Genomic DNA, 18,045 nt, shown 5'->3' with positions numbered 1-18,045 from the left:
CGAAAACATGAGGGCGCGTCGATTGTGCTGACGGTCGCTAGCTGATGAAATGGATGCTAAGCAGCTGCGGTATATCGTCCTTAGGCGAAAGGAAAGACATGCACATCTCAGAGATAATTCGCTCTCGCCGTCGTGAGCTCGGTATGACTCAGGAGCAAGTGGCGCAGCGTCTCGGTGTTTCGGCTCCGGCGGTCAACAAATGGGAGCGCGGGATATGCTATCCGGATATCACGCTCATCCCTTCGCTTGCCCGCCTGTTCGAAACGGATGCAAACACGCTGTTGTCGTTCGAGCCGGAGTTGGGAGAGGAAGAGAGCCTGGCAATACAGCGCGAGGTCGATCGACTGGTGCGTGAAGAGGGATACGAGGCGGGCTTCGATTACGCGCAGGAGAAGATGCGCCTATATCCGACGAGCGATGGGCTGGCCATCGTTCTTACGCAGTATCTCGACGGCTCGCTCATGCTTCGGCAAATACCGGGTGCCGAGGGGTATCGGCCAGTGCTTGACGATGCGTATGCGCGTTTGGCGAAGAGCGTTGTGCCGGCAGTGAGGGATCAGGCGTCCGCAATGCTCATCGCGAAAGCCATGCAGGAAGAGCGGTATGAGGATGCCCAGCGTATCCTTGACGGCATCCCCGACCGCACGGTGGATAAGGAGGAGCGCCAGGCGATCTTGTATGCGCGCGAAGGAAAGGACGAGGACGCCGCACGCGTTTGGGAGGCCCGCGTGATCCGCATCGCCGCCGATTTGATGGGGGCGATTGTCGGGTTGATCGAAATTGCGTTGAGGGATGGCCGCAAAGATGATGCGCTCGAGTGCGCGCACCGCGCTCAGCTGGCATTCGAGGCACTTGGTCAGCCTGCATGGATGAGTCTGATGCCGCGGCTGGCGGCCGTGACGGCATCGGGCGATTCTGGTGAGGCGATTGAGCTTCTCGACGCCGTCATGACCTCGTTGCATGGGGGCGACTCCGCGGCACTCCAGGGTCCGCTTTACCGCTATTCGGACCTGAATGACTTGACCGACTTGACGTCCAGGATGGGTGCGCTGCTGCTTTCGGAAGTCGAGAATGAAGACGAGTATGCTTTTGTGCGTGCAGTCCCTGCCTACCGTTCGTTCGTGGAGAAATGGAAGGCCGTGGGTTCGGTGTAGGGAGCTAGGCCCGGTCATCCAAAGTGCTGGTGTTTTCGGTCGTGAACGGAGCGGTTATCTTTACTTTGGTTCGTTTCGAGGATGAGAGCCTTACATTTTCGTATGCCGCGCGTAAGCCGAATCGATGGCACGGGAGGGACGAGTTCACGAGAATGGGTGCGGTAATAACCCTTGGAAGGACTCGCCATGCAGCTATATCTCAAGCTCGCCCTCGGCAACGTTCGTCGCGGCGCACGTGTCTACTCGGTGTATTTCGCGACGCTCGGGTTCGCGGCATGCCTGCTGTACTCGTTCGTCGCCTCGACCGACCACCTGCGCGCCATGGGGCTCTCGCCCGAGCAGCTGGGCGTGCTGGGGAGCGCGGGCGATATCCTGCAGGCGTTCTCCGTCTTCACGGTGCTCGTGTTCCTCTTCCTGGTACGGTATGCCAATCGGTTCCTGCTCCGCCGGCGCAAGCGCGAGTTCGCCCTCTACGAGCTGTGCGGCATGGGGCGCAGCGCGGTATCGGTCGTGCTCGTGGCCGAGACGGCACTCGTGGGCGCCGGCGCGCTGGCGTGCGGTTTGGCGGCGGGCGCGGCACTGTCGCCCGCGTTCGGCGCGGTCGCGGCCTTCGTGTTCGACGCTCCCTGGCGGCTCGCGTTCTCCTTCTCGCTCGACTCCGCGGCATGGACCGCCGGATGCTTTGCCGTGGTGTTCGCGGTGAACGCTGTGGACGGCGCCCGCGATATCGCGCGGCGCCCGCTGATCGAGCTCATGTCCGCCGAGCGCGCGCCGGAGCGCATGCGCCTCGGCGGCCAGGTCGCTCGGGGCGGTCAGGCGGTGCTCGCCGCGGTCCTGCTTGCGGTCGTATGGGGCTCGTGCGTGTTCCAACCGGTGTACTTCATCGCGTTCATCATCCCCATGGGCTTCGCCGCATGCTTTGCCACGTCGCTCGTCGCGCGCCTGGGCGTGGCCGCATGGGGTGAGCGGGCGCGCGGGCGCTCCGAGCGGTACTGGGACGGTCTCACCGCCTTCACGGTGCGGCAGGTCGAGGCGCGCGTGTCCAGTACCTCGATGGCGCTCGCCTGCGTATGCGTGCTCGTCGCCGTCGCCGTGTGCATGATGGTCGCAGGATTCGTCTTCAGCATCGGGCTGCGCACGCCCGAGATGGTCTCGGCCGGCATCGCGGCGTCGATGGCGCCGATCGGCTACATCGGCATCTTCTACGGGGCGGTGTTCCTGCTGAGCGCCGTCGCGGTGCTCGCGCTCCAGCAGCTTTCGGGCGCGGTCGATGCACGGCGCGCGTACGGCGTGCTGGGGCAGCTCGGGTGCGACCGCGCCCTTATGCGCGCGTCCGTGCGCCGGCAGCTCGCGCTCTACTTCGCCGCGCCGCTCGCCGGGGCTCTCGTCCACGATGTATTCGGGTTGTTCCTCGTCGCGTTCCTCGCGTTCGCGCTCGGTGCCGAGGGCCTGTTCGCGATCGTTGCGGGTGTGCTCGCCTTCACGGTCGGCCTCATGGCGGCGTACGGGGCGATCACCGCCCACGCCGTCGAGCGGGTGGTGCTGCCGCTTTGATTCGGGAGAGCGTTGGGTCGAGGTGCTGGTGCGCGTGCCCCTCTGTTTCCCGAGACATGCGGCCTAACGATCTGACAGGACGGGGTGGATTACACATCGGCACCTTCGTGCGGTGCGGGTAACTTCGGTGTACTTCGAAAACTTCGGTGCACCTGGAGAACTTCGGAGCGCCTGTCGACCATATTCAAGTGCGAAAATGGTCGACAGGTGCACCGATCTTTAAAAAGTGCACCGAAGCTTCCAAGGCACACTGAAGATTGCTAGGGCGCACCGAAGTTCCCTACGCCGCGGGGCTGGCGTGCGGTCGAGGCCCTCGCCCACCGGGGCGCTCGACCCCATGTGAACGCCTTGTCTCCAAGTCGGGAAATGCCTGCCCGGTCTCCAAGATTGCCGCAAGTGAAAGTTTGTCCGCACGGGGCCCTACGATGTTGTCATCGTAGGGCCCCGTTGAGAAGGATGAGACAAATGAGTGGCAAGGCACCGGTTTCGCGTGCGGCATGTTGGGGATGTGGTACGCAGGTTCCGTTGAGGTATGGAGGTGGCGTTTGCCCGTCATGTGGTGCTCGCTTGCGGACGATCGATTATGATGCCGCGGCGGTCGATATCGTCTCCGCGCGCGTTGAAAAGGAGAGGCGGCTCAACGCTCTGGTCCAGGCTCGTTTGGAAGCCGAGGAGAAGAACGCGCGCTGGGGCGTGCTACGTGGGCTCCCGATCCTGCCATCGCGTCGTCGCCTCAAGGCCATCGAGGGTGAGAGGGTGGCTGTTCTCGCCGAGGTCCAGGGGCTGGCCAATCATGCGCGCGAATTGGCCTCCGCACGCTATTACATGGGGGAATGGTACCGAACGACGGGAATGCACCTGCGCTGCGATGCGCCCGGGAGAGATGGGTTCGACAGGAACCCCCTCGAGGCGGCATATTACGACAATGAGGGGGTCTTTCATGTCAAAACACGGCTCAAGACGAAGGTCCTGCGTGGCGTCTTCGGCGAGTACGCTGTGTTCGAGAGGCTCGCTGCCGCGCTCGAGCGGGGAGACCTCCCGTTCGGTCGCGTATTGCGAGCTCTCTACATTCCTGATTTCAGCTCGTGCGAACGCGACCCGTATGGCATGAATTTCACGGAGGAGATCGACATGCTGTTGGTCACCTCTCGGGCGCTCTATGTCATCGAGGTCAAGAACCTGCGGGGGTCTATCACCGTGCGGCGGCAGAAGTTCCTCGACCGCTACGAGGTCGAGGTGGCGCCGCCTGCCGGCTCGGGTTCCACCTCCCACTCAGGCGTGCATCTCGATCGGGGGCCCTCGCAGAACCACCGGCATGTCTGCGCCCTGCGCCATGCGATCCGGGGGCTGGTTCCGCAAGAGGCGATCGTGAATCTCGTGGTCTATGTCGGCAATGGCGGCGGGTTTATCATGGATGCCCCTCAGGGAATAGGCGGTGCGTACATCGCCACGACGGACGTCGGCGAACAAGGAGTGCTTGATGTCATTCGCGCGATTGAAAGCAGCATGCCGTCTCGTTGGAGCGAAGAGGAGCTATCCGATCTCGCGGCGTTTCTCGATGCCGCGTACTCGGATGTGGATGGCTCAAAGGCGGAGGCCCATCGGCGTGCGCGAGAAATGCACGCCCGTGCGCCTCGGCCTTCTGGTTCATCCGGGCGGTCTTATCGAGCGAGCGCGAAGCATGGGAAAGGCCGTGGCTTCGGGCGGGGATCATCGCGCTGTGCGCGCGATGACGAGCTGGAGCGTATGATCAGGGCGTTGAGATAGGGGTTCCTCCATGATCTGGTTCACATCGGACACGCACTTCGGCCATGCCAACGTGCTGCATTTCACCGATCGCCCGTTTGGCGATATCGCGCATATGAATCGCGCGCTCATCAACGCGATCAACGAGCGTGTGGCGCCCACCGACGACCTGTACATCCTCGGTGATTTCTCGTATCAGATGACCGCGGTCGAGGCGGCGGCGCTGCGCTCGAAGATCAATTGCCGCAAGGTGCACATCGTGCCGGGCAATCACGACAAGGACTGGACGCACAAGGACGTGGCGGGGACGTTCATCGTCGAGCCGCCCATCGTGCGCATCAATATCCATGGGCAGAAGATCGTGCTGTCGCACTATCCGCTCATGGAGTGGCAGTCCATGTCGCGCGGGTCCTGGCATCTGCATGGGCATATCCACAGCGCGGGTAGCGTGTATAACGAGCTCAACCGCAAGCAGGGCCTCATGCGCTATGACGTGGGCGTGGATGCGAACGACCTGGCGCCGGTGAGCCTGGACGAGATTCGCGCCTGGTTCGAGGGCGTGGAGTTCTACGGCCGTGCCCGCTGGTGGGAGTGGGTGAACGGAACGGGTGATCCTGCGGTGGCAGAGGATTGCGAGACGGTTCGTGAGCTCATGGTTGAGACGGATCGCGACCATGCGACCGCGCAGGAGTCTGCGGAGGCGTCGCGGCGTTGTGCCGCGGCGGTGCGGGAGCTCGGCCTCGGACGCTAGCACCACGCGGAGCACCGGCCTTCACCTCGGCCTTCGCTTCGAATGCATGGGACTTCAACCTCAAATGAGGGACAGTCCCTCATTTGAGGTTGAGAGGGGCAATCGTTTCCAGTGCGTGAATTCGCCATGCTCCCCATCGTCATGGTAGGCGGGTAGTACACTGAAATCCCGTGGAAGCGCCGGACTCCGGTGCAGATTTCGACGGGAAGTGCAGGTAAACACCATGACAAAGCATATATTCGTGACCGGCGGCGTGGTCAGCTCGCTGGGCAAGGGCATCACCGCGGCATCGCTGGGGCGTCTGCTCAAGTCGCGCGGCTACCGGGTGACCATGCAGAAGGCCGATCCGTATCTCAACGTGGACCCGGGTACCATGAGCCCGTTCCAGCACGGCGAGGTGTTCGTCACCGAGGACGGCTATGAAAGCGATCTCGACCTCGGCCATTACGAGCGCTTCATCGACGAGAACCTCACGCGCGACTCCAACTTCACCACGGGCGCCATCTACCAGGACCTCATCGCGCGCGAGCGCCATGGCGACTTCCTCGGCGGCACGGTGCAGGTCATCCCGCACGTGACGAACGCCATCAAGGCCAAGTTCCGCGGCGTCGAGGAGCAGACGGACGCCGACGTGGTCATCACCGAGCTCGGCGGCACGATCGGCGACATCGAGGGCCAGCCGTTCGTCGAGGCCATCCGTCAGTACAAGAAGGATGCCGGCACCGAGAACGTCTGCTACATCCACGTCTCGCTCGTGCCCTATATCGCGGCGGCCCACGAGGTGAAGACCAAGCCGACGCAGCACTCCGTCAAGGAGCTGCGGAGCTTCGGCATCCAGCCCGACATCATCGTGCTGCGCAGCGACCATCATATCGACGACGACGTGCGCGCCAAGATCGCCTCGTTCACCGACGTGGACGTGGATTGCGTGTTCACCTGCGAGGACGCCCCGTCCATCTACGATGTGCCGCGCATGATGGCCGAGCAGGATTTCGACCTGCGCGTCTGCGAGCGCCTGGGGCTCGATCCGCACGAGCGCGACATGGCGGATTGGGAGGGGTTCCTCGCTGCGAAGGACCATGCGGAAAACGAGGGCGACCCCGTGAAGATCGCACTCGTCGGCAAGTACACCCAGCTGCCCGACGCGTACCTCTCCGTCATCGAGGCGCTGCACCACGCGGGCACGCACCTGGGCAAGCACGTGGAGGTTGAACTCGTCGATGGCGAGGCGCTCTCCGATGACAACGTCGAGCAGGTGCTGGGCGACGCGTCGGGCATCCTCGTGCCGGGCGGCTTCGGCAAGCGCGCCTTCGACGGCAAGATCACCGCTGCCCGCTACGCGCGCGAGCACCAGGTGCCGTATCTGGGCATCTGCCTGGGTATGCAGGTCGCCGTGTGCGAGTTCGCGCGCGACGTGCTGGGCTATGCGGACGCGAGCTCGTCCGAGTTCGACCCGCAGTGCGCGCACGCCGTGATCGACCTGCTCGATGAGCAGGAGGGCGTGACCGAGAAGGGCGGCACCATGCGCCTTGGCGCGTATCCGTGCGCGCTCGTCGCAGGCACGCTCGCTGCGGAGGCATACGGCGAGGCGCTCGTGCAGGAGCGCCATCGCCATCGTTACGAGTTCAACAGCGCGTACCGCGAGGAGCTGGAGGCGGCCGGATTGGTCGTGTCCGGCACGAGCCCGGATGGCGAACTGGTCGAGATGGTCGAGCTGCGCCGCGACCTGCACCCGTGGTTCGTCGCCACGCAGGCGCACCCCGAGTTCAAGAGCCGCCCCACGCGCCCGCATCCGCTGTTCCGTGAATTCGTCCGCGCCGCCGCGGAGTAGGCGTGCCACGTTCTCCACGAGGGGACAGGCGCTCATTCCGTGAGTTTCATCGCCTATGAGACGCCGCGCGTCGAGCGCGCTCATGCATCGCTACTGCCTTTTTGATGCGCGTCGCATCGCTTTGAGAACGCCGCCTCAATTAAGGGACTGTCCCTTAATTGAGGCGGCGTGTCATGTGCCATCGTTGCCGATGGGTCTTTAGTTAGGCCCCCCAGACCTCCTCGGCGATGCTGCGCACGAGCGCGATCTTGGCCCACTGCTCGTCCTCGGTGAGCTTGTTGCCGATCTCGCAGCTGGCAAAGCCGCACTGCGGGGAGAGGCAGAGGTCCTCGAGCGGGATGAAGCGCGCGGCCTCGTGGATGCGCGCGATCACGGCGTCGCGGTCCTCAAGCTTGGGGCGCTTGGTGGTCACCAGGCCGAGGACGACCTTCTTGCCCGGCGCCACGTGCGCGAGCGGCTCGAAACCGCCGGAGCGCTCGTCGTCGAACTCCAGGTAGAAGGCGTCGACGTTCTCGCGCGCGAACAGGATGGGGGCCACCAGGTCGTACGGGCCGCTCGATGCATAGGCGGAGTGATAGTTGCCGCGGCACACGTGCGTGGTGATGGCCATGTCGGCGGGGCGACCTTCGAGCGCAAGGTTGTTCACGCGCAGGTACTTCTCGGCCTCGGCCTCGGGCGTGGAGCCGGTGGCGCGGATGCCTGCCTGGAAGCCCTTGTCCACGAGCGCGCCCCAGGTGCAGTCGTCGAGCTGCAGGTTGCGGCAGCCCGCGGCGTAAAGTTCGGCGATCACGGTGCGGTACACGGCGCCGATATCCTCGAGAAGCTCGTCCTCGTTCGGGTAGAAGCTGTGCGTGCGCTCAGCCGCCGCCTCGTCACGGTAGAGCTCGAGCACCAGCTGCGCGGGCGCGGGGATGGTCTGCTTGGCCGTGTACCCCGGCTCCTCGAGCGCCTGCACGAACTTGAAGTGCTCGACGAAGGGGTGGTTCTCGCCGGAGATCTTGCCGGTGAGGACGGCCGAGCCGTGCGTGGTCTCCTCGCCCACGAAGAAATAGCCGTGGTCGAGCTCCACGTGCTCAATCCCGCCGAGTCCCCACATGAAGTCGAGGTGCCAGTAGGAGCGGCGGAACTCTCCGTCGGTGAGCAGCGGCAGACCGGTGGCCTTCTGCTTGGCGACGAGCTCGGCGATGCAGGCGTCCTCGACGGCGATGAGACCTGCGTCGTCAAGTTTGCCGGCGGCGTGTGCGGCTCGGGCCTCCTTGAGAGCCTCCGGGCGCAGGAAGCTACCGACGACGTCGAATCGGGTGGGTGCGATGGCGGCCATGATGGGTTCCTTTCGGTAGATGCGATATCTGATGAAAGGAGTATGCGGGACGCGCATCCGATTGGGAAATACTTAAAACAATCCAATATCGATAGGAAAAACCTATGGAAATAGGAGGGCAACGAAGGCTTTCGATCCCATGGGCGTCACGGGATATGCGTGCGTATGGCCTCGATGAACGCCTTCCCATAGCGGGAGAGGTGGGTGTCGCGCCGCGTGACGATGCCGACTTCCATGCGGTCGTCGACCTCGAGTGGGACGGCGATGATGTCCTCGCCGTTGAGCTCGTGCGAGATCACGCCCGAGCACACCGTGTAACCATCGAGGCCTATGAGCAGGTTGAACAGGGTCGCGCGGTCGCGCACGCGAATGTTCTTGGAGCGGCCGAGCGTGGACAACGGTTCCTCGGAGAAGTAGAACGAGTTGAAATCCCCCTGCTCGTAAGAGAGGTACGGATAGTCTGCGAGATCCTCGAGCGTGACCGAGGCACGTTCCGACAGGGGATGGGTCGAGGAGAGGAACACGTGCGCGGCGCATGAGAACAAGGGCTTAAATTCGAGCTCCTCGGCACGCAGCATGCGGCTGATCACGTCGCGATTGGCATCGGACAGGTAGATCACGCCGAGCTCGCTCTTCATATGGGCGACGTCCTCGATGATCTCGTGCGTCTGCTCCTCGCGCAGGGTGAACTCGTAGCGCGCGGCGTCGTATGCGCGAATCACGTCGACGAAGGCATTCACGGCGAACGAGTAGTGCTGGCACGAGACGGCGAAGCGGGGCACGGGCTCGGTGTCGCGTTTGTAACGCTCCTCGAGCAGGTCCGCCTGTTCGAGGACCTGGCGGGCGTAGCCGAGGAACGTCTGGCCCTCGGTGGTGGTCACCATGCCCTTGCTCGTCCGGTCGAACACGGTGATCCCCATCTCGCGCTCCAGGTCGCGCACGGCGGCTGTCACGCTCGGCTGCGACACGAACAGGCGCCGTGCCGCCTCGGTGACGCTGCCACACGAGGCCACCTCGACGATGTATCTGAGTTGTTGGAGTTTCACCGGGCTCCCTTCCGTTTGCAACTGCCCGTGCCGTACATCTCGTAACGGTTTCGACATATTACGACACTCCGACCCTGCCGCTATCCGAGGCGCGAAGCCATCTGTTAGCATGTCAACACTTTACTGAAAGAAAGCGCAACGCGAAAAGACGGAGGACGCGCATATGGCGACTGACGGCAACAGGGCAACGACGGCGCGGGCGCTTAAGGTCCCACGCCTTCCGGGCGACATCATGATCTACCCCATGATCGTGGGCCTGCTCATTAACACCTTCTGCCCCAAGGTCCTGGAGATAGGCGGCTTCTTCACGGCGGCTACGCGCGGGGGCGCCAACGCGGTGGTCGCCGCGATTCTGCTGTTCGTTGGCGCGGGCATCTCGTTCAAGGCCACGCCGGGCGCCGTGAAGACGGGCGTCGTCGTGCTCATCCCCAAGATTTTGCTCGCCGCGGCGATGGGCCTCGCCCTCGCTTGGTTCTTCAACGACGACCTCTTCGGCCTGTCGTCCGTCTCTGTCATCGGCGGCATCTCGTTTTGCAACATCTCAGCTAGAGGGCAGCGGCCTGTAGGATGGCGAACGCCGCGACTCCCGTCACGATGCACCAGACGAGCGACTTGGTTTTGATCCCGACTGCCGCAACGATGCCAACGGCGGGGCGAAGCTGGGTTCGAAGCTGCGAGTATTCGCCCTGCATCCTCACCGCAACGGGCGGTGGCGGAATTGTCGCGATGTGTTGCTACAATTGTCGCTGCTAGATGGTGGAGCGCAACGGCGGTTGCGAGGATAGTCTTGCGCTGAAGCCCGGCGGCCAGTGGGGTGAAAGCATCCCATGACAGCTTCCGTCGGGCCCCGGAATATCAGCGCTACAAGGAGACTTTCATTATGGATGACGCAACGACGCAGCTCGCCGACCGTCTACTCGGCCTTCGCCGCAAGGCCGGCTATTCGCAGGAGCAGCTGGCGGACCTACTGGGGGTTTCCCGTCAAGCCATTTCGAAGTGGGAGGGCGCCCAGGGCCGCCCCGAAGTCGACAACGTGGTTGAGTTCTGCTCTTGTTCGTGCGTGGTCCGCGTTGCTTCGACCTATGCCGGAGCTGTACCTCGACGCGTGCTGCGAGCTCATCAAGGTCGAATGGCTTGGTGAGGTAGTCGTCTGCACCGAGCTTGAGCAGCTCCACCCGGTCGGCGGTCGAGGTCCTCGCCGAGATGACGATCACGGGCAGCGCGGTATCGGCCCCCCGCGCGCTGTCGATGATTTGCTCGCCCGTGACCCCGGGGAGCATGAGGTCGCATATGACGAGGTCGTAGGGGAGCGGGCCGCCGCCTGCGTCGAGGCGCATGAGCGCCTCGGTCCCGGAGAACGCTTGCGTGCAGGTGTGCCCTTGCCGCGAGAGCTGGGTGGAGATGATCTCGTTGATGTCGGCGTCGTCTTCGACGACCAGGATGTTCGCGGCCATGTTGGTCTCCTCATCCGCAGTTTGTCCCAGGCGCGTTCATTATCGTCCACAAATGTAACAATCCCCTCGAAAGCAGATTCCTTTCGAGGGGATTGCATACGGTTGGTTCGCTTACGGCGTAGAATCGCCCTCCGGTTTCTCCTTTGCGTCGCGCGAGCGCCCTTCCTTCTTTGGCAGCCTTCCCGTGCGCTTGAGGGCGTCGCGCAAGATCCACTCTACCTGGCCGTTGGCGCTGCGCATCTCATCGTCCGCCCAGCGTTGGACGGCCTCCCATATGGCGGGGTCTATGCGAAGGGGGTATTGCTTGCGTGCCATGTTTCTATCGTCTCTATCCCAGCACCTTTCCCAGGCACCGCATCTTGGGGTTCAATCGTCGGGCGCCGCACGCCAGGCGTGTGCCCTCCTCTTTCGCCCCAATCTGCAGCACCTGGAAAAGGCGTACATGCGAGTAGATATTAGTACAGAGAACCTGCGTTGAGCACCGGGTGCGCCTCGGATTCACCGCAGAGCACCACCATGAGGTTGCTGGCCATCTGCGCCTTGCGCTCGTCGTCCAGCTCGATGGTGCCACCCGCGGCCATCTCCTTAACGGCCATGTCGACCATGGAGACGGCGCCCTCGACGATCTTCTTGCGCGCGGCGATGACGGCCTCGGCCTGCTGGCGGCGCAGCATCGCCTGGGCGATCTCGGGGGAGTAGGCGAGGTGCGTGAGGCGTGCGTCGTCGACCTCGACGCCGGCGGGCGCCAGGCGCATCGTCAGCTCGCGGCGCAGGGCCTCGGAGACCTCCTCGACGTTGGCGCGCAGGGTGATGACGCCGGCGGCGTCGGATTCGTCTTCCAAGTGGTCGTAGGCGTACACGCTCGCCACATGGCGGAGCGCCGTCTCGGCCTGCATGGCCACGTAGCTCTGGTAGTCGTCCACGTCGAACAGGGCCTTGGCGGTGTCGGCCACGTGCCACACCACGACGGTGGCGATTTCGATGGGGTTGCCCATCTTGTCGTTGACCTTCAGGCGCTCGCCGTTCAGGGTGCGCACGCGGGTGGAGATGGTGGTGGACAGGCCCTTGGCGGCGTTGCCCGCCGCTTTGACGCTCTCGCTCAGGGAAAGACTTGCCTTTGCGGCGGCTGCGGCCATGGCGTCCTCGGAGGCGCCGCTCACGCCCATGCTCTTGCTAAAGAACGGATTTGCCCAGAAAAAGCCCTCGTCACGCACGGTACCCACGTACTTGCCAAAGAGGATGCACACGCGCGCCTGACCGGGCTGCAGTGAGAAGAAGCCGTTCAGCGGCAGGAACCAAAAACAAAAGGATACGATGCTGAGCCCTAGACCCCAGCCGTAGGCGGCCGGCGCGTCGACGCCGTCCGGCGTTCCGGCTAGCCCCGCGACGCTCCAGATGAAGAGGCCGACGATGGCGAGCAGCGCCGCGATGACGGCGGCGAGCATGCCATAGCCCGACGTGGCCTTGAGTTGCTTTTCCACGCTCATTGTGAGTTCCTTTCACGACTGCGCTGGCGTTTGCGTGACGGCCCCGGGGCCGCCTCCAGATTGCGATGGGGAGGAGACGAATCCCCGAGCAGTCCGTGCGACTACTGATTGCATTGTGATATCATACTGAGACCAAGTCAAGAAGAATCGGATGCCGTCTCTCATGGCATAAGTGGTTCGGGGCGCCCGGCATCTACGCTCCGTAGAGGTCTTCCTGTTGCATCTCGGCTCGCAAGTCCCTACAATAGTCCCCACTCACGGCTGAAGGTTTACCTCGAGATTTGGAAAGGGGAGCTGCACCATGCTTGCTTCCATGAGGATTTGGCTCTAGCCACGGTCGCGTGAGCGACCGGTACTTCGCTGCATACCACCGATCGCATCAAAGGATTATTCCATGACACAACCGAATCCCTGCGCTTCTTGGAAGCGCTCGCTCGCCATCGTCTGGATCGGCGAGTTCTTCTCCGTGCTCACGAGCTCCATTCTGCAGATGGGTCTCATCTGGCACGTCACCCTCACCACCGGCTCCGCGAGCGCCCTGTCGTTCGTGAGCCTCGCGGCCTTCTTGCCCATGGCGCTCCTCGGCGCCTTCGCGGGCACCATCGTGGACCGCACGTCCATCAAGCGTCTCATGATCGGCGCCGATCTCTTCATCGCGGCCGTGAGCCTCACGCTTGTCTTCGGCTCGCTTCGGGGCGACCTCTCTGTCGCCGTTGTGGCGGCGGTGCTGTTCGTCCGTGCGCTGGGTAGCACGCTCCATACGCCCGCCTTCAACGCGCTCACACCGCTCATCGCCCCGCCCGAGGTGCTCGGCAAGCTGGCGGGCATGCTGCAGTTCATGCAGTCGGGTAGCTATATCATCGGCAACGCCATCGCCGCGGTGGTCTACCCGGCGTTTGGTCTGACCTTCATGATCGCGCTCGATGTCGCCGGCGCGGTGCTCGCGAGCATCGCGGTGGCGACCTCCGGCATCAAGACGCCGGCGCCCGAGCGCCATGCGCCCGAGGAGAACGCCGAGGCGTCGCACCACGCGGTGCGTGCCTTCCTATTGGAGACGGCCAACGGGTACCGCGAGCTCAAACGCCATCACGGTCTGTTCGCCATGCTCTGGATCGGCTTCGCCTTCTCGGTCCTGTTCTCGCCCATATCCGCGCTGTTCCCGCTCATGGTGTTCGACCATTTTGGGGGCACCACTACGCAGTCGGCTATCGCGGAGATCGCGTTCTCGGTCGGCATGATCGCGGCGAGCGGCTGGATCGGGGCGACGGGTGGCCTTAAGAACCGCGCGCTTTCGTGCACGCTGGCCATCGGCCTCTTCGGAGCGGGCACGCTCGCGGGCGGCCTCGTGCCCCCTTCCGCGCTCGTTGTGTTTCTGGGGCTTACGTTCGCGATGGGGGTCTCGAGTCCGCTGTACAGCGCGCCGCAGATGGCGCTCATGCAGGAGCGCGTCGATCCCGAGTGCATGGGCCGCGTCTTCGGCCTGTACGGAGCGGTCTGCAGCTGGGCCATGCCCGTGGGGCTCGTCGCATCGACCTTGTTCGCGGACGCCATCGGCGTAAGCGCGTGCTTCGTGCTCATCGGTGCTGCAATGGTGATCCTAGCAGGCATCACCTGGGCGATCCCGAGCATCCGCAAGATTGGGTAGCGCTCTGGCGGAGTGCGTTTCGTTTCGGACGGCTCGTAGGGTCGCTGCGACGTGAAGGGTGGTCGACGGTGCGCCTGCGAGGGCGCCGTCGACCACCCTTTTGTTTAATTCGTCTGGCCCGGCGCCGATCATCATCTGTTCGCCGGGCGATTGCGATGCCGCCGCTTGCCGATACGCGGCTCCTTACGTTGTGCGCATCCCATCGTTCTGGTAGCGTTTCCTGCAGTTAATCTCCAGAGCCCGAGGCGGTGGCCCCTATGAGTAATCTGCTCGAATCCATTCTGCGCGTGGGCATGACCGTGTTCATCGTCGGGCCCCTCATCGCATGGATCGCCCGCCGCGGCGCGCGGGAGCGCCGCGAGGCGACGGACAGCCTCGAGCGCTTTACGGTGCGCATGCCCGCAGCCATCCGCACGATCATCGCCTGCTGAGCCGTCGCGTTCGAACTGCTCATGCTGGGTGTCTACGTCTGACAGGGCGTCTCGCTGGGCGAGTGGGACCACGAACTTGTGTGGTTCGGTCATGCCATGGCGCTCGCGGGTATGGCTATCTGGGCCTTGCTGAGCATCCCGTGTATCGACGTGGACGGTGGGCGCATTCTCTCGCGTAACGCCTTCGGCATCCGCAAGGAGACGACGTTTGGCAACATCACCCGTGCAACGCTTCACGCGCAGATGATGAGGATCGACCTGTTCGAGGGCGACCGGAAGTTCTGCTCGATAAGCCTCGAGGGGGTGTGCTCGCTCAACCTCCTCGCCCGTCTGGAGGAAGAGGGCATCGAAGTCTCGGACGCCGTCGACGGTCCCATGACCAAGGCGCGCCTGTGTTGGACGGCCATCAAGCCGTTGACGATTGTTTTCAACGGCATGGCGCTCGTCTTCTCGCTCGTGATCGCCTTCATGGCTGTTTTCACCGAAGATGGAGCCCGCTTGCTCTTGCTCGTCCCGTTCCTCTTCCTGTTCATAGGGGGGGGTTCCTGCCCCTGCTCATGCTCGGCATGCCCGCCCGCGGTATCCTCGAGATCGGCAGGCAGGAGTGCGAACTCGGTTTCTCCTTCTCCGAGGAGATGGCAAGCCGAGGTGCCACGGGTACTTCGCTTGTCGATGACGATTGGTTCATCGAGATCAGCAAAGCCCGCGTCGTGGCGTTTCGCCGCGATTACCTCAAGAAGATCACGGCGCACGAGAACAGCGAGAGCGGCGACCGCTGCACGATGACCACGAGGGGTGGTCGCAAAATCAAGGTGTATGCAGCGGGCAGCACGCTCGAGGACCTGCGCACGTGGTTCAAACAGGCTGCCAAGGTCAGAAGCACACTCGACCGCGCGGGGGACGCACTCGAGGCGACCGTTTGATTGGGTTGCCTGCCAAGGATCCAAAACGGGAAGGGGCGCTGTCGGCGCCCCTTGTCATACCAGGCCTGCGGGCCAGCGAGAGGCCTGCAGGTCGACATGCCCATTGGCGAGGAAGGCAACGCCTTCATCCTCGAGCAATGCGCGCTGCACCTCGGGTCCGCCGAAGGCGAAACCCTCCGCCAGGCGCCCGTCGGCGAATACGATGCGGTGACAAGGTATGTCCCCGGGTTCCGGATTGACGTGCAGGGCGTATCCCACGTATCGGGCTCGACGGGGCTCACCAACGAGCTTGGCGATCTGACCATACGTGGCAACCATGCCGCAGGGTACCTGGCGCACCATGTCGTATACGCGGTTGAAGAATCCGTCGGTGTCCCGGTCTGCCATGCCATCCTCACTTCCAATCGATATCGCCATTGTAGTCAAGAAAGGCGCCCCACATGTGCGGGGCGCCTTTCCAAAGAGGTGTTGCGCGAGGGGAGGGAAGGCGCAACGTTCGTGTCGAAGGTCTTTAATTCTCCTGTGCCTTCGTTGAGTTAACTATAGCTAATTCTATGAGACCCAAGTCGTAGACCGACGAGCACATAGCCTCTCCACAAGTTAACCAAGGGTTACAAATAGAAAGACGCGGCGTCATGCGGGCGTTAGGGCTCGAGGAATCGCTCGACGAGCTCGGAGAACGCGCCGTCGGTCCCGGCCGTTTCAAGAACGACATCGCAATACGGCCGCACGTCGTCGGTGACATTCGCCACGCCGACTCCCAGCCCCGCCGCCTTGATCATGGAGAGGTCGTTTGCGGAATCACCAACGGCGATGACCTCGGACATCGGGATTCCCAGCATATCGGCAAGACGCGCGAGCCCTGTCCCTTTGTCAACGCCTGCGGGCATGAGCTCGAGGTAGCGCTTGGAGGAGAAGGTGATGTCAACGCCAAGTCGCTTGGCCATGGCCGCGAACTCGCGACCCAATTCCTGCAGCGCATCGAAGTCCCAGTCGACGTACAGGATCTTCACGATGCCACGACCTTCGAGGAATGAGAGATCGGGATGGTCAGATCCGCGAAAATGAGTGACCCCGGTGATCGATTCCAGATAGTCGCGCTCCCGTGCGGGCGCGTCATTCACGAACACGTGGCCGTCGGCGACGTTGACGTGCATGCAGAGTCCGAGTTCGAGCCCCTTTGCATAGATCGCGTTCGCGCATTCGTTGGAAAGGCCGCAGGTGGTGAGCGGGGTGGGGTCTCCCACGCGGTTGATGAAGCCGCCGTTGTAGGAGAGCACGTAGCCGTTTTCGATCAGCTCGCGGGCCTCCCCCGAGAAGTTGTCCATGATCGAGGAATACCATCGCCCGCTCGAAGGGACGAACAGCACGCCGAGCTCCCTCATGCGTTTGAGTGCTCGGAGATTGGACGCCGGGATGGCGTGGTCGGCATCGAGAAACGTCTCATCCATATCGCTGGCAACAAGTCGGTACATGCAATCCCCCATACAAGGTAAAAAAACGAGGCGGGCTTATTATCGCCCACCTCGTAAGACCTTGGCTATGTCGAAAGTGCGGGCACGTGAAGATGGCCCATTCGCGTGTCGCCGCGCGTTTCCGCGAGCCGGATGGCTTAGTACACCATTCCCATGGCTTCGCGTACCTCGGCGAGCGTCGCCTCGGCGACCTCGTTGGCACGGCGATTGCCCTCGCGTAGGACGTCCTTGACGTAGTCCATATCCTGGACCAGTTCCTCGCGGCGGGCGCGGATGGGGGCGAAGTACTCGTTCACGCTCTCGGTGACGTACTTCTTGAGCTGGCCGGAGCCACCCATGCCGATCTCTTCGGCGATCTCGACCTCGGAGCGGCCGGTGCAGATCGCGGCGGTGGAGAGCAGACCGGATACGCCAGGACGTGCCTCGGGGTCGAACGTGATCATGCGCTCGCCGTCGGTCTGGCTCTTCTTGATGCGCTTGGCGGTCTCCTCGGCCGTCATCGAGATGTTGATGGCGTTGCCGTAAGACTTGCTCATCTTGCGGCCGTCGAGGCCGGGGAGCAGCGGAGTATCGGACAGCAAAGCGTCGACCTCGGGGAAGACGTTGCCGTAGCGGTTGTTGAACTTGCGGGCGATGGTGCGGGTGAGCTCGATGTGAGGCAGCTGATCACGACCGACGGGCACGACGTTGCCCTTGCAGAACAGGATGTCGCAGGCCTGGTGCACGGGGTAGGTGAGGAGCAGGCCGGTGAGCTCGTGTCCGCTGGCCTCCATCTCCGCCTTGACCGTGGGATTGCGCTGCAGCAGCGCCTCGGAGACGAGGGAGAGGAACGGCAGCATGAGCTGGTTGCAAGCGGGAACCGCGGAGTGGGTGTAAATCATGGTCTTATCGGGATCCAGGCCGCATGCCAGGTAGTCGATGACCATGTTGTAGACGTTGTCCTGAATGTTATCCGTGCTGTCGCGGTCGGTGATGACCTGGTAGTCGGCGATGAGCACATTGGTGTGGACGCCCAGCTCCTGCAGCTCGACGCGGCTCTTGAGCGTGCCAAAGTAGTGGCCCAGGTGCAGGCGGCCGGTGGGGCGGTCGCCGGTGAGCATGGTGTATTTCTCGGGGTGCTGCGGCAGGTCGGCGCGGATCTGGTTGCTGCGTTCGAGGCTGACCTCGTAGCTGAGCTCGTTGGGCATGACTTCTCCTTTGCTGGTCGTGCGTGCCACGAGGCATGTG

18 protein-coding genes and 1 pseudogene are annotated in these 18,045 nt (G+C 63.3%); 10 read left to right on the top strand and 9 right to left on the bottom strand.

Going from position 1 to position 18,045, the window contains the following annotated elements; genetic code table 11:
• The first annotated feature begins 98 nt into the window (after window positions 1-98).
• The 5 genes from FY258_RS05060 to pyrG all read left to right on the top strand — a co-directional run bounded on the left by FY258_RS05060 (window position 99) and on the right by pyrG (window position 7,036).
• On the top strand, window positions 99-1,154 hold the full coding sequence (locus FY258_RS05060; RefSeq protein WP_118103664.1) for a helix-turn-helix domain-containing protein: 1,056 nt from the start codon (window positions 99-101) through the stop codon (window positions 1,152-1,154).
• A 186-nt stretch (window positions 1,155-1,340) separates the two neighbouring features.
• The gene (locus FY258_RS05055) at window positions 1,341-2,708 is read left to right on the top strand and encodes an FtsX-like permease family protein (RefSeq protein WP_118103662.1); all 1,368 of its coding nucleotides are present in this window, start codon (window positions 1,341-1,343) and stop codon (window positions 2,706-2,708) included.
• Window positions 2,709-3,275: 567 nt separating this feature from the next.
• Entirely contained in the window at window positions 3,276-4,475 is a 1,200-nt protein-coding gene (locus FY258_RS05050) for a nuclease-related domain-containing protein (protein WP_182279425.1), read from the top strand.
• A 10-nt stretch (window positions 4,476-4,485) separates the two neighbouring features.
• On the top strand, window positions 4,486-5,205 hold the full coding sequence (locus FY258_RS05045) for a metallophosphoesterase family protein (protein ID WP_118103658.1): 720 nt from the start codon (window positions 4,486-4,488) through the stop codon (window positions 5,203-5,205).
• Window positions 5,206-5,428: 223 nt separating this feature from the next.
• A complete protein-coding gene (gene pyrG, locus FY258_RS05040; RefSeq protein ID WP_118103656.1) occupies window positions 5,429-7,036 on the top strand; it encodes a CTP synthase in 1,608 nt (535 codons plus the stop codon).
• A gap of 202 nt (window positions 7,037-7,238) precedes the next feature.
• Here pyrG and FY258_RS05035 read toward each other — a convergent pair whose 3' ends face one another.
• Both FY258_RS05035 and FY258_RS05030 read right to left on the bottom strand, forming a co-directional pair.
• Entirely contained in the window at window positions 7,239-8,357 is a 1,119-nt protein-coding gene (locus FY258_RS05035; RefSeq protein ID WP_118103654.1) for a 5-methyltetrahydropteroyltriglutamate--homocysteine S-methyltransferase, read from the bottom strand.
• 146 nt (window positions 8,358-8,503) lie between these two features.
• Window positions 8,504-9,403: a LysR family transcriptional regulator gene (locus FY258_RS05030; protein ID WP_118103652.1), complete on the bottom strand. Its 900-nt coding sequence runs from the start codon at window positions 9,401-9,403 to the stop codon at window positions 8,504-8,506.
• Between the two features lie 163 nt (window positions 9,404-9,566).
• Between FY258_RS05030 and FY258_RS05025 the strand changes: the two genes are divergently transcribed.
• Both FY258_RS05025 and FY258_RS05020 read left to right on the top strand, forming a co-directional pair.
• Window positions 9,567-10,025: a 2-keto-3-deoxygluconate permease gene (locus FY258_RS05025; protein WP_118103650.1), complete on the top strand. Its 459-nt coding sequence runs from the start codon at window positions 9,567-9,569 to the stop codon at window positions 10,023-10,025.
• A gap of 258 nt (window positions 10,026-10,283) precedes the next feature.
• The gene (locus FY258_RS05020) at window positions 10,284-10,544 is read left to right on the top strand and encodes a helix-turn-helix domain-containing protein (RefSeq protein WP_259324466.1); all 261 of its coding nucleotides are present in this window, start codon (window positions 10,284-10,286) and stop codon (window positions 10,542-10,544) included.
• Here FY258_RS05020 and FY258_RS05015 read toward each other — a convergent pair.
• The 3 genes and pseudogenes from FY258_RS05015 to FY258_RS05005 form a co-directional block, all read right to left on the bottom strand.
• Window positions 10,516-10,857, bottom strand: a pseudogene (locus FY258_RS05015) (response regulator transcription factor); the annotation flags it as partial. The gene FY258_RS05020 and the pseudogene FY258_RS05015 overlap by 29 nt on opposite strands.
• Before the next feature lie 111 nt (window positions 10,858-10,968).
• Entirely contained in the window at window positions 10,969-11,172 is a 204-nt protein-coding gene (locus FY258_RS05010; protein WP_118103648.1) for a type II toxin-antitoxin system antitoxin, read from the bottom strand.
• 140 nt (window positions 11,173-11,312) lie between these two features.
• Complete coding sequence (locus tag FY258_RS05005; protein ID WP_118103647.1) at window positions 11,313-12,344, bottom strand: SPFH domain-containing protein; 1,032 nt, start codon at window positions 12,342-12,344, stop codon at window positions 11,313-11,315.
• Window positions 12,345-12,738: 394 nt separating this feature from the next.
• Between FY258_RS05005 and FY258_RS05000 the strand changes: the two genes are divergently transcribed.
• Entirely contained in the window at window positions 12,739-13,989 is a 1,251-nt protein-coding gene (locus FY258_RS05000; protein ID WP_118103645.1) for an MFS transporter, read from the top strand.
• A 257-nt stretch (window positions 13,990-14,246) separates the two neighbouring features.
• The gene (locus tag FY258_RS04995) at window positions 14,247-14,420 is read left to right on the top strand and encodes a hypothetical protein (RefSeq protein WP_259324451.1); all 174 of its coding nucleotides are present in this window, start codon (window positions 14,247-14,249) and stop codon (window positions 14,418-14,420) included.
• A gap of 233 nt (window positions 14,421-14,653) precedes the next feature.
• Here FY258_RS04995 and FY258_RS04990 read toward each other — a convergent pair whose 3' ends face one another.
• Complete coding sequence (locus tag FY258_RS04990) at window positions 14,654-14,953, bottom strand: hypothetical protein (protein WP_259324450.1); 300 nt, start codon at window positions 14,951-14,953, stop codon at window positions 14,654-14,656.
• A gap of 24 nt (window positions 14,954-14,977) precedes the next feature.
• Here FY258_RS04990 and FY258_RS04985 point away from each other — a divergent pair, with 24 nt between their 5' ends.
• Window positions 14,978-15,343: a hypothetical protein gene (locus tag FY258_RS04985; protein WP_259324449.1), complete on the top strand. Its 366-nt coding sequence runs from the start codon at window positions 14,978-14,980 to the stop codon at window positions 15,341-15,343.
• Between the two features lie 54 nt (window positions 15,344-15,397).
• On the opposite strand, the gene FY258_RS04980 is transcribed toward FY258_RS04985, so the two are convergent.
• The 3 genes from FY258_RS04980 to trpS all read right to left on the bottom strand — a co-directional run bounded on the left by FY258_RS04980 (window position 15,398) and on the right by trpS (window position 18,005).
• Window positions 15,398-15,730 (bottom strand): MGMT family protein, encoded by a 333-nt coding sequence (locus FY258_RS04980; protein ID WP_118103643.1) that lies wholly within the window; start codon window positions 15,728-15,730, stop codon window positions 15,398-15,400.
• 257 nt (window positions 15,731-15,987) lie between these two features.
• The gene (locus FY258_RS04975) at window positions 15,988-16,818 is read right to left on the bottom strand and encodes an HAD-IIB family hydrolase (protein ID WP_259324448.1); all 831 of its coding nucleotides are present in this window, start codon (window positions 16,816-16,818) and stop codon (window positions 15,988-15,990) included.
• A gap of 137 nt (window positions 16,819-16,955) precedes the next feature.
• Entirely contained in the window at window positions 16,956-18,005 is a 1,050-nt protein-coding gene (trpS, locus tag FY258_RS04970; RefSeq protein WP_118103639.1) for a tryptophan--tRNA ligase, read from the bottom strand.
• Between the last annotated feature and the right edge of the window lie 40 nt (window positions 18,006-18,045).

It is taken from the genome of Collinsella intestinalis, assembly GCF_902364775.2.
In the GTDB taxonomy this organism is placed as follows: Bacteria; Actinomycetota; Coriobacteriia; order Coriobacteriales; family Coriobacteriaceae; genus Collinsella.
This window is presented reverse-complemented; position numbering and strand designations above follow the sequence as displayed.

Coding starts and splice junctions, on each gene's coding strand:
- FY258_RS05005 (WP_118103647.1), bottom strand. CDS start 12,344: ATGAGCGTGGAAAAGCAACTCAAGGCCACGTCGGGCTATGGCATGCTC.
- FY258_RS05020 (WP_259324466.1), top strand. CDS start 10,284: ATGGATGACGCAACGACGCAGCTCGCCGACCGTCTACTCGGCCTTCGC.
- FY258_RS05000 (WP_118103645.1), top strand. CDS start 12,739: ATGACACAACCGAATCCCTGCGCTTCTTGGAAGCGCTCGCTCGCCATC.
- pyrG (WP_118103656.1), top strand. CDS start 5,429: ATGACAAAGCATATATTCGTGACCGGCGGCGTGGTCAGCTCGCTGGGC.
- FY258_RS05010 (WP_118103648.1), bottom strand. CDS start 11,172: ATGGCACGCAAGCAATACCCCCTTCGCATAGACCCCGCCATATGGGAG.
- FY258_RS05025 (WP_118103650.1), top strand. CDS start 9,567: ATGGCGACTGACGGCAACAGGGCAACGACGGCGCGGGCGCTTAAGGTC.
- FY258_RS04985 (WP_259324449.1), top strand. CDS start 14,978: ATGCTCGGCATGCCCGCCCGCGGTATCCTCGAGATCGGCAGGCAGGAG.
- FY258_RS05055 (WP_118103662.1), top strand. CDS start 1,341: ATGCAGCTATATCTCAAGCTCGCCCTCGGCAACGTTCGTCGCGGCGCA.
- FY258_RS04975 (WP_259324448.1), bottom strand. CDS start 16,818: ATGTACCGACTTGTTGCCAGCGATATGGATGAGACGTTTCTCGATGCC.
- FY258_RS05035 (WP_118103654.1), bottom strand. CDS start 8,357: ATGGCCGCCATCGCACCCACCCGATTCGACGTCGTCGGTAGCTTCCTG.
- FY258_RS04980 (WP_118103643.1), bottom strand. CDS start 15,730: ATGGCAGACCGGGACACCGACGGATTCTTCAACCGCGTATACGACATG.
- FY258_RS04990 (WP_259324450.1), bottom strand. CDS start 14,953: ATGAACAGGAAGAGGAACGGGACGAGCAAGAGCAAGCGGGCTCCATCT.
- FY258_RS05060 (WP_118103664.1), top strand. CDS start 99: ATGCACATCTCAGAGATAATTCGCTCTCGCCGTCGTGAGCTCGGTATG.
- trpS (WP_118103639.1), bottom strand. CDS start 18,005: ATGCCCAACGAGCTCAGCTACGAGGTCAGCCTCGAACGCAGCAACCAG.
- FY258_RS05045 (WP_118103658.1), top strand. CDS start 4,486: ATGATCTGGTTCACATCGGACACGCACTTCGGCCATGCCAACGTGCTG.
- FY258_RS04995 (WP_259324451.1), top strand. CDS start 14,247: ATGAGTAATCTGCTCGAATCCATTCTGCGCGTGGGCATGACCGTGTTC.